General features: G+C 39.6%; 12 protein-coding genes. 7 read left to right on the top strand and 5 right to left on the bottom strand.

Going from position 1 to position 16,112, the window contains the following annotated elements; all coding sequences use genetic code 11:
- Positions 1-5: 5 nt before the first annotated feature.
- The 3 genes from IPO46_02125 to xerD all read right to left on the bottom strand — a co-directional run bounded on the left by IPO46_02125 (position 6) and on the right by xerD (position 2,784).
- Entirely contained in the window at positions 6-1,085 is a 1,080-nt protein-coding gene (locus IPO46_02125; protein QQS63432.1) for an acyl-CoA desaturase, read from the bottom strand.
- Positions 1,086-1,087: 2 nt separating this feature from the next.
- Positions 1,088-1,816, bottom strand: coding sequence for a bacillithiol biosynthesis deacetylase BshB1 (gene bshB1, locus IPO46_02120; GenBank protein ID QQS63431.1), 729 nt, complete (start codon positions 1,814-1,816; stop codon positions 1,088-1,090).
- Positions 1,817-1,878: 62 nt separating this feature from the next.
- On the bottom strand, positions 1,879-2,784 hold the full coding sequence (xerD, locus tag IPO46_02115; GenBank protein ID QQS63430.1) for a site-specific tyrosine recombinase XerD: 906 nt from the start codon (positions 2,782-2,784) through the stop codon (positions 1,879-1,881).
- A gap of 127 nt (positions 2,785-2,911) precedes the next feature.
- Here xerD and IPO46_02110 point away from each other — a divergent pair, with 127 nt between their 5' ends.
- Positions 2,912-3,418 (top strand): YkgJ family cysteine cluster protein, encoded by a 507-nt coding sequence (locus IPO46_02110; protein ID QQS63429.1) that lies wholly within the window; start codon positions 2,912-2,914, stop codon positions 3,416-3,418.
- Positions 3,419-3,760: 342 nt separating this feature from the next.
- Here the strand turns inward: IPO46_02110 and IPO46_02105 are convergent, their stop codons facing one another.
- Complete coding sequence (locus IPO46_02105) at positions 3,761-5,083, bottom strand: beta-lactamase family protein (GenBank protein ID QQS63428.1); 1,323 nt, start codon at positions 5,081-5,083, stop codon at positions 3,761-3,763.
- Positions 5,084-5,154: 71 nt separating this feature from the next.
- On the opposite strand from IPO46_02105, the gene serA reads away from it, so the two are divergent.
- Positions 5,155-6,393 (top strand): phosphoglycerate dehydrogenase, encoded by a 1,239-nt coding sequence (serA, locus tag IPO46_02100; GenBank protein ID QQS63427.1) that lies wholly within the window; start codon positions 5,155-5,157, stop codon positions 6,391-6,393.
- Between the two features lie 16 nt (positions 6,394-6,409).
- Here the strand turns inward: serA and IPO46_02095 are convergent, their stop codons facing one another.
- On the bottom strand, positions 6,410-8,851 hold the full coding sequence (locus IPO46_02095) for a ligase-associated DNA damage response DEXH box helicase (protein QQS64293.1): 2,442 nt from the start codon (positions 8,849-8,851) through the stop codon (positions 6,410-6,412).
- A 343-nt stretch (positions 8,852-9,194) separates the two neighbouring features.
- Between IPO46_02095 and IPO46_02090 the strand changes: the two genes are divergently transcribed.
- The 5 genes from IPO46_02090 to rplW all read left to right on the top strand — a co-directional run bounded on the left by IPO46_02090 (position 9,195) and on the right by rplW (position 16,077).
- Positions 9,195-13,685: a T9SS type A sorting domain-containing protein gene (locus IPO46_02090; GenBank protein ID QQS63426.1), complete on the top strand. Its 4,491-nt coding sequence runs from the start codon at positions 9,195-9,197 to the stop codon at positions 13,683-13,685.
- Between the two features lie 207 nt (positions 13,686-13,892).
- Positions 13,893-14,198: a 30S ribosomal protein S10 gene (gene rpsJ, locus IPO46_02085; GenBank protein ID QQS63425.1), complete on the top strand. Its 306-nt coding sequence runs from the start codon at positions 13,893-13,895 to the stop codon at positions 14,196-14,198.
- Positions 14,199-14,351: 153 nt separating this feature from the next.
- Positions 14,352-14,969 carry a 50S ribosomal protein L3 gene (gene rplC / locus IPO46_02080; protein QQS63424.1) on the top strand — a complete coding sequence of 206 codons (618 nt, stop codon included), beginning with the start codon at positions 14,352-14,354 and terminating at the stop codon, positions 14,967-14,969.
- A gap of 119 nt (positions 14,970-15,088) precedes the next feature.
- Positions 15,089-15,721, top strand: a complete 633-nt coding sequence (rplD, locus tag IPO46_02075; GenBank protein QQS63423.1) for a 50S ribosomal protein L4 — start codon at positions 15,089-15,091, stop codon at positions 15,719-15,721.
- A gap of 56 nt (positions 15,722-15,777) precedes the next feature.
- Positions 15,778-16,077, top strand: a complete 300-nt coding sequence (gene rplW / locus IPO46_02070) for a 50S ribosomal protein L23 (GenBank protein QQS63422.1) — start codon at positions 15,778-15,780, stop codon at positions 16,075-16,077.
- The last annotated feature ends 35 nt before the right edge of the window (positions 16,078-16,112 follow it).

Here is a 16,112-nt window from a genome sequence, read left to right as displayed (position 1 = left end):
ACCTGCTATACTGTGCCTAATTTTTTCAAATGCAAAGTATGCGAAATAATGGCATCTCTCATGTGTTTAAACTCAATGTACTTCACATTAAAATCATCGCAGGTTTTCTTTACAATCTTGCTGATAGCTGGGTAATGAACATGCGAAATTTTAGGGAATAAATGGTGCTCTACCTGAAAATTGAGGCCGCCAACGAGCCAGCTAATCAATTTGTTTTTTGTAGCAAAATTTGCCGTAGTGGCTATTTGATGCATGGCCCATTCGTTTTCAATGTCATTTTCGGGCATTATGGGTTCGGGAAAACTGGTGTGTTCTACAGTATGCGCCAGTTGAAATACTGTACTTAAAATAAACCCGGCAGACATGGCCAAAATTAAAAAGCCAATCAGCCAGCTTAAAAAGCCAACCATATAAATAGGCAGTGCAATCATAGTAAAATAAAAAAATAGTTTAGCTACCCAAAAAGAAATATGTTCCCAGGTACTCATTTTTTTAATGGCAACTGGGCCCACTTTTTTGCGAAAATATTTTACAAAATCGGTAGCAAATACCCAAACAATATACAATTGCGTATAGAGCAGCCATACATAAATATGCTGGTAGCGGTGAAAGAAATACCTTTTTTGAGAAGGGCAAAGCCTTATCAGCGGTTGAATTTCTATATCATCATCTACGCCGCCAATATTGGTGTAAGTGTGGTGAATTATGTTGTGTTTATTGTTCCACATTATTACACTTGCGCCCAATGCATTTACAGAAGATGCCGCAATTTTATTTAAAATTTTACTGCTGCTGAAACTGCCGTGGCTGCCATCATGCATTACATTAAAGCCAATAGCTGCTGTAGCGCAGCCCATTACCAGGCATTCCAAAATGGCTATCCATGCGGCAGGTGTATAAAATACCACATGAACGTAAAGGGCAATGTAAATAACCCAAAATAACCCAGCTTTAAAATAAAGCGAATAATTGCCTGTTGGCTTTTTATTATTCGTGTCAAAATATTCCTGCACCCTTTTTTTAAGTTCCTGGTGAAAGTTGGAATTTTTTTTATTCCTGAACTTTGGGGTTGGCGATGTTTTCATGCCTAAGTTGTTTTTTGGGTTAATACATTTAAAGATGAAATACCAATTGTTTTTTCGCTTATAAATCCTTCCGCATATTCCACGCCAATCATTTTGCCAAAGATCCTTGCCCGGTGTTCAATACTTTCTAAAAAACCGGGTTTGGAAATATAGGTTTCAGGCTCATGGGAACCCTCATCAAAAAACTGGGTTTTAAAAGCCCTTATGGCTTCAATTTTTTTTAAAAAATAGGGCGTTATGTCGTAAACAAAATTTGGTTGCAGATACCTGTCCTGTATAAAATGAAAAACATATTTTGGTCTCCAGGCTTCCTGCTCTTTTCCGTTTTCTGTTGTTTCAATTTTTTTAAGTCCCGAAAGAAATGCCGCATCTTTAATTAACTGTGCACTGCGCCCATGGTCGGGGTGGCGGTCTTCGGGTGCCGTAGCTATAATTATTTCGGGCCTGTATTTTCTTATGGCAGCAATTAATTTCCGCTGGTGTTTTTCATCATTTTGAAAAAAGCCATCTGCCATTTCCAGGTTTTCCCTTGCATCTAATTGTAAAATTTTTGATGCTTCCCCTGCTTCCTGTGACCTGGATTCTTTAGTTCCTCTTGTGCCAAGCTCCCCACGGGTGAGATCTATAATACCCGTTTTTTTGCCTGTTGATTTTTCGGCAAGCAATAAACCTGCACATCCAAGTTCAACATCATCGGGGTGGGCGCCTATTGCCAATAAGTCTAATTTCATAAAGCCTGTACTGCTATAAATTTCAGGCCGCAAGATACGGTTTTTACAGCTTCTGTAGCCAGTTATTTTGGGTGAAAGGCCGGATGAAACTGCTCTAACGTGGCCCGAAGGAATTCCCTGTTTAAATGTGTATAAATTTCGGTGGTGGTTATGCTTTCGTGGCCCAGCATTTCCTGTACCGCCCTCAAATCGGCGCCGCCTTCTACCAAATGAGTGGCAAATGAATGGCGAAAAGTATGTGGGGAAATATTTTTTTTGATGCCGGAATTTTTGGCCAATTCTTTGATAATGAGAAAAATCATAACCCGGCTAAGCCTGCTGCCCCGCCGGTTTAAGAAAAGGAAATCTTCTTCTGCTGGCTTAATGGCAATTTTATGGCGAATGGTATCCCTAAAAATGTTGATAAAATTTATTGCATCGCTGCCAATAGGTACCAGTCTTTCTTTATTGCCCTTGCCGGTAACTTTAATAAAACCTACATCTAAAAAAAGGTTGCTGATTTTTAAGTTTACGAGTTCGCTTACCCTTAAGCCACAGCTATACATGGTTTCTAAAATGGCTTTATTTCGCTGGCCTTCGGGCCTGCTGAGGTCAATGGCAGCTATCAACAATTCAATCTCTTCAAAGGAAAGCGTATCGGGTAAATGCCGCTTTAGCTTCGGGGCTTCCAGCAGTTGTGTAGGGTCTTGGGAACAGATTTGCTCCATTACACAATATTTAAAAAAACTCCTTAAGCCGGATATTACCCTAGCTTGTGAAGAAGCCGCAATTCCCAGGTCGTTAATCCATTTTAGGAATTGCTCCAGGTGCCATAACTCAATAGCTGCAGGGCCTGGTGAACCTTGTTGTAGCTGCAGGTATGCTATAAGTTTTTCCAGATCCTGTATATAAGCCGCAACGGAATTTTCTGAAAGCGATTTTTCCAATTGCAGCCAGGCTATGTACCCTTTTATATAAGGCTCCCACATTTTCAAAACTGTTAATATTTTTTTTCAAATTTATTGCGGTAATGGCAAAGTTCAATATTTTTTCATGGGTGTGCCTTGCATTCATTAATTTCGCTGCTTACTTATTTTTCATTGCTTTAAATCTTTTATGCAGGCACCTATTGTACGATCGCTCAAACGAAAATTAGTTTACCACCGCAAAACCTTCAGGAGTTTCATTAATAAATCCGAAAAGAAACCACCCCGTGGTATTGATAAATTAACCCCAGTAATTGAAAAGGAAGTTTGGCAAGATATTGACTGCCTTACCTGCGCCAACTGTTGCAAAACCATGACGCCCACTTTTACCAAACAGGATATAAAACGTATTGCAGCACATTTTAAAGAAACACCCGAAGCATTTAGGAAAAAATGGCTGGAGAAAGACCGTAATAAAGATTTGGTTAATAAAAATCAGCCCTGCCAGTTTTTAGACCTTAAAACCAATATGTGCAGCATTTACGAAATTCGCCCCGTGGATTGTTCGGGTTTTCCGCATTTGTCCAAAAAAAGATGGGTAGATTATGCCCACGTTCACAAGCAAAATATTGACTATTGCCCCGCTACTTATAAATTGGTGGAGAAAATTATGGAAAGGGTAGGGCCGATAAAATAAATAGCTATGCGTTTTTTTGCTAAACTTGTTTTGCTGTTCAATGCCTGCTTTTTGGCAACTATCCCACTACGTATTTATGAATTAAGCTACAAAATTTCAAATCCGGATAAAGCTTTTACAGGTGCGCTGAAGGTTAAGCCACTTGAAAGTACATTGGTGATATTGGGCTATTCGGCCATTTTTATCAATATTATTTTTTTGTTACTCGTATTAATTTTAGGGAAAAGAAAATTATTACCCCAATGGTTATTTTGGAGCAATATGGTTATTCTTTTTATACAATTGTATTACTTCTTTTTTTAGTAATTTTTGAAAGTAAATGCTGTGATAAGTAATAACTGGTTATTTGCTTTTTTTCTCATGCTGTGATTTTCCTGAAATTATAGAATCCCTTTTTTTGTGAACACTGTTGCTGTCTGTTTTGTATTGTAGCATACTATCCTGGGTTGAGGCATCCGTTTCTTCTTCAACAGGAATAAAATAATCCGAAAAAATATTGGCCAATTGGTTTACATGATAAGTAGCCCTTGTAAACCTGTTGTTTAAGGCAATAATAGTTACATCTTCATCCAGCAGGCGGATAAATGCAGAGTTATTGCCATGCCACCAGCCGTTGTGAAAAATAATTTTTTTACCATTGTCATACAAATTCATACGCCAGCCCAGGCCATAATTTTTAATTCCGGGGTGTTCATGGCTGTATGGCGTATAAGCTTCCTGCAGGGTTTCTTTGGTAAATAGTAATCCCGAACTTAAAAACCTGTCCCATTTCAATAAATCCCGGGCAGTGCTGAAGATATTTTTATCGCCATAAACAAAATCAAGGTAATTTAATGGTATTTCAGTTCCCCTCCAGTCGTAACTGGGTGTGGCTTTTGTAGGTTCTTTTACAGTAAGCACAAATGTATTGTTCATTTCAAGCGGATCGAAAAAGTTTTGTTTCAGATATCGTGGATACGTTATTCCCGTTACCTTTTCAATTAACAACGCAAGCAATGCATAATTGGTATTGCAATATGAAAAACGGATGCAGGCAGGAGAAATATCGGTAAGTTCCTGTTTCCTGTTAATCAAATAATCCAATACATCCTGGTTGCTTGCAAATTGGTTTTGCGGCCATCCCAATTTTTCAAAAAAATAAACATAGTTGGGCAAGCCACTCCTGTGGCTCAGCAGGCAACGCACCGTAACTCCCGGATAATTGAACCCGGGAAAATAATGTGATAGTTCTTCATCGAGTAGTATTTTTCCTTGCTGGCAAAGCTTTAATATTGCCATTGCCGTAAACGTTTTTGAAACCGAAGCAATATGAAATATGGATGAAGCCGTAATGTTATCATTACCCTCTAAATGCAGTGTTCCTTTGTATTTTTCAAATAAAATATTCCCTTTTTGTGCTACGAGTACAGCGCCGTTAAAAACCGTTCCGGAAAGGGATTTGTCATACCATTGTTCACAGGCTGTTTTAATTTTTTGCATTTCTGCCTGGGGCATTTTGCCAGGTGCTGATAAATTGTATTTGGGTAAAGCCAAAAGGCTGTCAGTTACTGAAGTATTGCCCGATAAATTTTTTGGCCTGGATGTGGACTGGCAGGCAGATAACAATACTAAGCATATAAACAATACATACCTGGCAAGTTGGGTTAATCGCAAATAGTTTTTCATGAATAACAGGTTATAAATAATGATATCGGGCTATAGGATATCTTTGTGCAAAATACTACTAATTTCACAGTATGAGCGATAAAAAGGCAACGAGTTACCCCAAAGAAAAAATTAATATTCTCTTCCTGGAAAATATCAGCGATGTTGCTGTACAATATTTTCATAAAAGCGGTTATGCCAATGTGTGTAAAATGAATGGTGCAATCAGCAAAGCAGAATTAATTAAAGCCATTAAAGAGGTACACATTTTAGGCATAAGGAGTAAAACGGCAATTGATGCAGATGTATTATTTGCGGCTAAAAAATTACAGGCGGTAGGTTGTTTTTGCATTGGTGTAAACCAGGTAAATTTAAAAGAAGCCACAAATAATGGGGTGGCGGTTTTTAATGCGCCTTACAGCAATACCCGTAGCGTAGCCGAGTTGGTTATGGGCACTGCAATAATGCTGGTAAGAAAAATAATAGATAAAAATAAAGCAGCGCATGAAGGTAGCTGGCAAAAAGATGCAAGCGGCAGCCATGAGTTGCGTGGCAAAACCCTGGGTATTGTAGGTTATGGAAATATTGGTAGCCAGGTGAGTGTAATGGCCGAAGCGCTGGGTATGAAAGTGGTTTTTTATGATGTAGAAACCAAGCTGCCCCTGGGTAATGCATCGGGCATTAAAAGTTTAAAAGAGTTGCTCCAGCAATCTGATGTGGTAACGCTGCATGTGCCCGAATTAACCTCAACAAAAAACCTCATCAATAAAAATAATTTACCCTTTTTTAAAAAAGGCGCCGTGCTCATAAATTATGCAAGGGGAGAAGTAGTGGATTTAACAGCATTGAAAAAGTTTTTGCTTAACGGGTATATTGGCGGTGCGGCTATTGATGTTTTTCCTAAAGAGCCGGAAAAAAACGGCGATAAATTTTCATGCATATTGCAGCAGGTACCCAATGTAATCCTTACACCGCACATAGGCGGCAGTACGGTTGAAGCGCAGCACAACATTGGAGAAGATGTAAGTATCAAACTCTTTAATTACCTGGAAAAAGGCACATCAACCGGTTCGCATACTATACCGCCACTGGCATTGCCGGCACAGGAAGGCGCCCACCGCATTTTGCATATCCATAAAAATGTACCCGGTGTATTAAGCCAGATCAATACCTTGCTTAGTAAAAACAAAATCAATATTGTGGGACAATATCTTAAAACAAATGATGCCATAGGTTATGTGGTATTAGACGTGGAAAATACACTAAGCAATACCGCCATTCACCTATTGAAAAGTATAAAAGAAACCATTAAAGTGCGGATGCTGTATTGATACGGGTAAAAATTTTTTATTTTTTTAATCCATCCTGCATTTTTTTTATCCTGTCTTCCAGTTTTTCCGAGCTGATATTTTCCCTCATGCTGTCCACTTTAATAGGGAAACAAAATGGCGTTAACTGGTTGGGCGCTGTAATAATTATTTTTCCTTTTGAAATCCTGCACAGCATATCTCTAAGCCTTGCTTCATCCATTTGCTGCTCTATTACTTCCCGGTAAGCCTGCCTAATCAATAAATTTCCTTCATCATATTCTTCAAAAACATTAAAGAGCAAAGATGCCGTTGATTGCAAGTGCCTTTGCCGGGTTTTTTCGCCGGGCATCCCCTGAAAAACCAATCCGCCAATCACCGCTATATCCCTGAATTTCCGCCGGGCCATTTCTGTACTGTTGATGCTTTGGTTTATATCGTTAAGTAAATTTTCTTCAGTAAATAGTTCAAATACATTGGTATCATTTATAGGTATTGGCTGGTCGCTAAGTAATTCAAAACCATAATCATTCATGGCAATAGAAAAACTTATGGGTTTTATTTTTGAAAGCCTGAAAGCTAAGAGCGCTGCCATGGCTTCATGCACCAGCCTGCCTTCAAAAGGGTAAACAAATAAATGATGGCCGTCTTTGGTATCAATCAGTTCTATCAATAATTCATTTTGCTGCGGCACGGCAGATAATTTTTTTTGTAATTGAATGAGTGGTTCCAGCGCTTTTAATTCTTTGTCGTGTATGTCAAATTTTTTTTCTGCGGCGTCATTTAATTTTTTTCTAAGCAGGTAGCCGAGGTTGGCACTTAGTGCCATTCTGCCGCCACTCCAACTGGGTGTTATATATTTTAATGCATTGCTCCTCCTTACTATTGCTGTCATTTCCTTTAGCATTATAAATTCCAGTTTTTGCCCGGCCAGCGTAAATACATCACCGGGCCTGAGCCTGCTGATAAACCATTCTTCAATGATGCCTGCAAAACCGCCGCTTAAAAATTTTACATTAAGCATGGCATCGCTTACTATAGTACCAATATGCAACCTGTGGCGCATGGCTATTTTGCGGTTGGTAATGGTATAGAGCCCATTTATGATTTCCACTTTTTTAAAATCATCGTATTGCGCAAGCGCTTTTCCACCCTGGGTAATAAAATGTAAAAGCTGCTTCCATTCTTCATCGGTTAAATAGGTAAAGCAAAAAGTTTTTTTTGCGATGGCCAGCATATCAGCGGCAAAAAAACCATCACCCGTAGCAATTGTGCATAAGAATTGCAGCAACACATCATAGCATAATAATAGCGGGTTCCTGCTTTCTACAATTTGTTTTTCAATAGCTTCATTTAATGCAGCAGCCTCCAGTAATTCCATTGAATGTGTGGGTAAAAAATAGGCTTTGCTTTCTGCACCCGGTGCATGGCCACTGCGGCCCGCCCTTTGCAAAAAGCGGGCAACACCTTTGGGGGAGCCAACCTGTATTACCATTTCCACCGGCCTAAAATCTACACCTAAATCCAGGCTCGATGTGCTTACTACAGCTTTTAATGTGCCAGCATGCAAGGCATCTTCTACCCAAAACCTTAATTGCTGCTCTATGCTTCCATGATGCAAAGCCAGCACCCCGGAAAGTTCAGGATTTAAAGTAAGCAGGTGCTGGTACCATACTTCACTCATTCCCCTGGTGTTGATAAAAATTAATGTGGTTTTGCTTTTTTCTAAAATAGGTAAAACAGATGGTGCAAGCTTTAAACCAAGGTGCCCGGCCCAGGGATAGGTTTCTACCTGCTTTGGTAAAATAGATTCCAGGTTGATTTTCTTCTTAATTGTAGCTCTTACAATAAAAGTTTCATTTTCTTTTAATGCTAACGGAGCCATAAGTACTTCCTTCGCTTGTTGCAGGTTTCCTATGGTTGCCGAAATGCCCCAAATACAAGGGGGATTTAATTTTTCTTTTTTTTGATGATGAACAATGTAAGATAGAGCCAGCTCAGTTTGTACGCCTCTTTTGCTCCCCAGTAATTCATGCCATTCATCAACTGCAATTATTTTAAGTGTGCAAAATATTTGTTTATGATCTTTTGATGCAAGGAGCAAATGCAGGCTTTCTGGTGTTATTAACAGCACCTGAGGCATACTGCGCTTTTGCTGCTGCCTTTCTTTAATGGAGGTATCGCCATTTCTTATTCCCACCTTCCAGGGTATTTGTAATGCATCAAGTACTTCTTGCATTGCACGGGCCAAATCTTTGGCTAAGGCACGCAATGGCGTTATCCATAGTAAATGGAGCCCCTGGTTTTGATGCGTTTTATAATTTTTGGGATGGTTATTAATGTATTGGATTATAGCGCCTAAAAAAACGGCATAGGTTTTACCATATCCTGTAGGTGCATTTACCAGGCCCGATTGACCTTTGATTATACGTTGCCAGGTTTGCTGCTGGTAAGCAAATGCTTTCCTGTTTTTTGCTGCCAGCCAATTTGTTATTATGTTTTCTGCATCCACTAAAAATTAAAATTAATTCTTTGAGGCCTAATTTTTTTTAATGCAAATTATAAATTAGTAAAGAAATTTAGTTATTTATAAATTTAAATATTTTATAATTTATATTTTAAAGGATAATTTCAATTTTTTAAATAAAATATTTATCAATGGGTTTCTTAATAAATAAAAGTGAAACACACTGGCGTAAAAGCTGATGAAAAAAATATAAAAGGCAATTAATTTTCAAAAAAATAAGGCGTTGGTTGAAAATTTTATGTGTTATTTAATTTCCTATATTTACAGCCCAAATAACATTTATTCAAAACTTAATTGCATGAAAAAAGCTTTACTCCTTTCATTTTCATTTGCTTTGTTTGTTGCTTTCGGTTTTTCACAAACCGGAAAATACTGGACTGCCAATTTAGAAAACCGCAGTGCCATTATAAAAAACAAAGCAGTTGCGAGGCTCACATTCCCTACAGAATTCAAATTATACCATTTGGATTTAGCTTCAATAAAGCAACAATTATATAAAGTAGTAGATAACTCGGTTAGTCATACTACGGTTATTTCCCTCCCTAATGCCGATGGCGGATTTGAAGACTTTGAAATAGTGGAATCTTCTAACTTTGACCCTGCATTACAGGCCCGTTTCCCTCAAATAAGGGCATTTTCGGGTAAAGGAATTTCCGACAGAACAGCAACGTTAAAGTTGAGTTATTCTCCCAAAGGGATACAAACCATGTTGTTCCGCAACAATGGCAAGCCCAATGAGTTTATAGAAACCTATTCGGCAGATGGAAATACTTATGCCGTTTTTAAATCGAACCGTAAAATTGGCCAGTTACCCTGGACATGCTCAACACCCGAAGCCGATATGGCAAATGAAATAACTGCAAAAGTTGTTTCATCTAATTTTACCAGCAGCAGCGATGGTAAGTTAAGGACCATGCGCCTTGCCCAATCATGCAATGCCGAATATTCTAACTGGTTTGGTGCTTTTAGTGCTGCGGATGTAGCCTTGGTTTTAGCAGGCTTTAATGCAACGCTCACCCGATGCAATGGTGTTTATGAAAAAGATTTTGCACTCCATTTAAATTTAATTCCCAATACCGACCTGGTAATATATTATAACCCCAGTACAGATCCTTACACTACCATGGGTAATTGGAACAACCAGTTGCAAGCTGCACTTACCGCTAATATTGGAGAAGCCAATTACGATATAGGTCACATGTTTGGCGCATCTGGAGGTGGTGGTAACGCAGGTTGTATAGGTTGCGTATGTGTAAACGGCCAAAAGGGCAGGGGTATTACTTCTCCTGCCGATGGTATTCCACAGGGTGATAATTTTGATATTGACTATGTAGCCCATGAAGTGGGCCATCAATTAGGCGCCAACCATACTTTTTCAATGAGCAATGAAGGTACTGGTGTAAATAAAGAAGTAGGTTCTGGCATTACCGTTATGGGTTATGCAGGTATTACCGGGCAGGATGTAGCGCCTCATTCTATTGATATTTTTCATCAGGCATCTATACAGCAGGTTCAGGTAAACCTGGCAGGTAAAGCCTGCCCAATTGTTACAGATATTACCGCAGCAAATGCCACACCGGTTGTAGCTCCGGTGAGCAATATAACCATCCCTATTTCTACGCCATTTGCCCTTACAGGCTCTGCAACAGATGCCAACGCAGGTGATGTATTAACTTATTGCTGGGAGCAAAACGATAACTCTACTACTACAGGTAATGCAAGTGTAGCTAGCCCCACAAAATTAACCGGGCCCAACTGGCTTTCATTTTTACCTACAACTAATTCTACAAGGTTGTTTCCAAGGTTATCTACGATATTAACAGGAGCCAGCATTACACCTTGTTTCCCAGGTGGCGACCCTATAGCAAATATTGAAGCTTTAAGTTCTGTGAGCAGAACTTTAAATTTCCGTCTTACTGTAAGAGATAATTCAGCTTATAGTTCTACTGCTCCTATTAAAGTAGGCCAAACGGCTTATACTGATATGGTGGTTACAGTATCAAATACTGTTGGTCCGTTCTTAATTACCACTCAAAATGCTGCGGTTTCTTATGCCGCTGGAAGTACACAAACTTTATCCTGGTCAGTAAATGGTACTACAGGGGCACCTACCAATACTGCTGATGTAAAAATTTCATGGTCAACCGACCAGGGTCAAACATTTACCACATTAATTGCCAGCACACCAAATGATGGTACAGAAAACATTGTTATTCCATCGGTGGTTACCAGCCAGGCACGTGTAAAAGTTGAGGCAATTGGTAATGTTTATTTTGATATAAATAATGCAAATATTACGGTAACTGCACCACCCACCGGCTTCTCCTTTACAGCTCCCGGGCCAACAAGTATTACCTGTGCAGCAGCAACTCCGGCTACAGTTACATTAGGTACGGTTTCCAATGGTGGTTTTAATACACCCATTAATTTAACAGCAACAAATGGCGTGCCTGCAGGTACAACCGTAAGCTTTACGCCTACACCCGTAATTCCCGGAAACAGTACAGTAGTAACACTTAATAATGCAAATACATTAAGCCCTGGCACTTACGATATTACGGTTACTGGTGTTGCTGGTGCAAATAACCAAACCCAAATTGTAAGCTTTATAGTTTTGCCAGGTTCTGGACCAGCAATTACAGGCCAGCCAATAGACCAAACAGTATGTAGTGGTTCAAATGCCATATTTAGTGCAACATCTTCCGGTACATACCAGTGGCAGGTAAGCACCAATGGTGGAACTACATGGAGCAATATCGGCGGAGCCACTTCATCAAGCTATACCGTAAATGGAGCTACAATGGCCGAAAATAATAATGAATACCAAGTAATTGTTACCGGGCAATGTGGAAGTACAACTTCTTTTTCTGCTACTTTAACGGTAAATCCTCCAACTGATATTACCAACCAACCTACTAACTCTGTAGTTTGTGAAGGCAGTGCAGCAACATTTACTGCTTCTGCAACTGGCACCAACCTCGGTTACCAATGGCAGGTAAGTACAGATGGCGGCACATCATGGAGCAATATTGCCGGTGAAACTTCATCAACTTATACCATTCCCAATGTAACCAACGGAATGAATAATAACCAATACCATGTAGTAGTTTCAGGTAATTGTGCGCCAACAAGTGTAACCTCTTCTGCCGGCACATTGATTGTTGGTAATCCTTCTTCAATTACAGATCAACCGGATAATATTACGGTTTGCGAAGGGTTAACAGCAAACTTCTCTGCTACTGCTACAGGTTCATCACTTACTTACCAATGGCAGGTAAGTACAGATGGCGGAACAACATGGACAGATGTTGCAGGCGCAACTTCTTCTGATTTAAGTTTAAGCGGTGTAACTCCTGCAATGAGTGGTTATCAATACAGGTTGCAGGTATTTAGCTGTACACCAACACCAATTATTACAACAGAAGCTGTATTAACGGTTAATACAAATGCAGCAATTAGCGCACAACCCAATGCGGTTACGCTCTGCTCTGGAAATGAATCCAGCTTTAGCGTTACGGCAAGTGGTACAGGAATTGGCTACCAATGGCAATATGCGGCAACTTGTGGTGGTACATTCACTAATATTGCCGGCGCAACTTCTGCCGATTATACTATAAGTAATACACAGGTAGCCAACGGTGGCGCTTACCAGGTAGTAATTACCGGTACATGTAACACTATTACTTCAAGCTGTGTTGACCTGGTAGTAAATAGCCCGGTTGCTGTATCAGTACAACCTGCAGATGCATCTGTATGTTTGCCTACAACAACTACGTCATTAAGTATTACAGCTTCAGGTACTGCGGTTACTTATCAATGGCAAGTAAGTAGCGATGGAGGCACTACATGGACAAATGTATCCGGTGCCACTTCTGCTACCTTAAACCTAACGGGATTAGCGGCTTCTGATAATGGTAAAAAATACCGTGTTCAATTATCAGGTACTTGTACATCAAGCCTTACTTCAGATGTAGCAACACTGGCAGTAAACTCACCTGTAGAAATTAATGCACAACCAGTAAATGTAAATGGTTGTACCGGCGAAAGCCAGTCATTCAGCGTAACGGCTACAGGTTCTACTATAACCTACCAATGGCAGGTAAGTGTAAACGGTGGTCCGTTTGTAAACATCACAGGCGCTACTTCAAGTACGCTTACATTAAATGATCTTGGCCTATCACAAGATGGTAATATGTACCAGGTAATTGTTTCGGGTGTTCCTTGCGGAGCTGTAACTTCTCAACCTGCAATGCTTACTGTTAATATTAAACCGGGCGCTACTTTAGCGGTTTCATCTCACCAGGCTATTACACCTTATACACCATCAGGGCTGTTTGTAACTGTTAGTCCCGAAATAGGGCCTTACTCATACGAATGGTATAAAGACGGTGATTTGGTAGCAGGCTGGAATGGTGCTTCTATACCTGTAAATACCGATAATTTTGGTAATTATCAGGTAACAGTAACCAATACTTTAACTGGTTGTTCCAATACCACCAACTTAGTGCAGTTAACGCCAAGAACAGCTCCACAAAGCATGCTGTTTATTTATCCTAATCCTACAAAAGGTAAATTCTCTGTAAGGCATTACAGTTCAACTGCAACAACACGTTCAGTAGTAGTTTATGCCAGTAACGGGGCAAGGGTTTGGGCAAAAGAATATGCAACCCAGGGTATTTACGAAAGTATGGATGTTGATATTAGCGGCGCTGCAGCAGGTGTTTACCACGTTGTTGTAAGAGATAAAAACGGTAAACGCTTAGCAACAGGCAGGGTAATGAAAAGATAATATAAAGTAGTAATTTGTTATATAAGCCGCTCATTCATTTTGGGCGGCTTTTTTATTAAGTTTATAACCATGCTTTATTTATTGCTGTATGCTAATTAAAACCAGTTGAACATTTTATATATTTTTTATAAAATTCTTTTGCCAATTAAACTCAACCCCTTACCTTTGCACTCCAATTTAAAAAATGGATTTTAAAGTTCTTTGCATATGTCACAACGAATAAGGATCAAACTACAGTCTTACGATCATAATTTAGTAGATAAATCTGCTGAAAAAATCGTTAAAACAGTACGCAGTACAGGCGCCGTGGTAACAGGACCCATTCCTTTGCCAACGCATAAAAAAATATTTACCGTGTTGCGTTCGCCCCACGTAAATAAAAAAGCACGGGAGCAGTTCCAGTTGTGCACACACAAAAGATTATTGGATATTTACACCAGCAGCAGCCGTACGGTTGACGCTTTAAGTAAGCTTGACTTACCCAGCGGTGTAGATGTAGAAATTAAAGCCTGATAAATCATTTGGTGAACCTCCCTTTCGGCTTACAATAGAAAGAGCAGGCGCCAGATAAGTTCTTAGTGAATTCGCTTATCTCCTTATGGCGGCATTTTAGTAAATGCCTGAAATAAAAAAGCAATAAGGAGCGCTGGGCACAAAATATAACAAATGAAAAGTATTATTGGTAAAAAGATTGGCATGACCAGCATCTTTGATACTACAGGCAAGCAAACAGCCGTAACCATCATTGAAGCAGGGCCATGCGTTATTACACAAAAGAAAACCGTTGAAACCGACGGGTATAATGCACTCCAAATTGCATTTGGCGACAAAAAAGAAAAGCACTCTACTAAGTCAGAAATAAGCCACTTCTCCAAAGCGAATACCGCTCCTAAAAAAATAGTAAAAGAAATACGCAATAGCGAAATGTCTAAAGAGGTTGGTGAAACCATTACGGTAGACATATTTGCCGAAGGCGATAGCGTAGAAGTAGTAGGAACCACCAAAGGTAAAGGATTTCAGGGTGTGGTAAAGCGCCATGGTTTTAGTGGCGTAGGTGAGCAAAGCCATGGTCAGCACGACAGGCAAAGGGCGCCGGGCTCTATTGGTAACTCTTCTGATGCCAGCCGTGTGTTTAAAGGGATGCGTATGGCGGGCCGCATGGGTGGCGACAGGGTGAAAATGAAAGGGCTGAAAGTGGTGAAAATTTTCGCTGAAAAAAATTACATACTCGTTAGCGGTTCGGTTCCGGGCCACAACGGTTCAATTGTTTTAATCAATAAATAAAAAAATCATTGGCGCATTAGCTCATTGTTAAAGTGCCGGAGGAAAACAGGAACGAAATTCAAAATAGGATGTATTAATGCGCAAAAAAGCAAATTAACACATAAGCAAATTTGACAACTATGCAACTCGATATTTTAAATAGCAAAGGACAAAAAACAGGCAGAACAGTAGAACTGCCAGAAGAAATTTTTGGCATTGAGCCCAACGATCACGCCATTTACCTTGCAGTAAAGCAATTCCAGGGTGCACAGCGCCAGGGTACGCATAAAGTAAAAACCCGTACAGAAGTAAAGGGTTCTTCTAAAAAACTGCATAAGCAAAAGGGTACAGGTGGCAGCCGTAAAGGGAACCTGCGTAACCCTATTTTTAAAGGCGGAGGTACCATTTTTGGCCCTAAACCCCATGGATACGACATAAAAGTAAACCGCAAGGTAAAAGACCTGGCTAAAATAAGTGCCCTTTCCTACAAGGCAAAAGATAATGCCATTGTGGTTATGGAAGATGTACAATTTGATACACCAAAAACAAAATCGTTTACAGGTATTTTGAAAGACCTTGGAGTAGATAAGAAAAAATCTTTGTTTATAATTCCGGAGTACAACGATAACCTGTACCTGAGCCTAAGGAATGTACAGGGCGTTACCGGAACTGTTATCAGTGATATTAACACCTACGATATTTTAAATGCCAATGTGTTGGTATTGAGTGAAAGTGCAGCAAAATTGTTTACTGAAGAGGGAATAGAAGCATAAATTTAAAATTTGACAATTAAAGAATTTTCAAATTAACAAATCATCAAATTAGAACCATGAAATTGTCTGATGTATTAATAAAACCGGTACTGTCTGAAAAAGCAAATAAGCAGGCAGAAAAAGCCAACCGCTACACATTTATTGTAGACAAAAAGGCAAATAAACTGGAAATTAAAAAAGCGGTTGAAGGCTTTTATGGCGTACAGGTAGAAGAGGTAAATACTTTGGTAAGCCCGTCAAAAGTAAAAGCAAAATATACCAAGAGTGGATTTTTGGTAGGCCGTAAACCCGCCAAAAAGAAAGCGGTAATTACCGTAGCAAAAGGCGACACAATAGATTTGTACGGCACAGTTTAAAATTACTAAATTAAGTATGGTACACCTGCTACCGC

It is taken from the genome of Chitinophagaceae bacterium, assembly GCA_016699815.1.
Lineage (GTDB): Bacteria > Bacteroidota > Bacteroidia > Chitinophagales > Chitinophagaceae > Ferruginibacter.
This window is presented reverse-complemented; position numbering and strand designations above follow the sequence as displayed.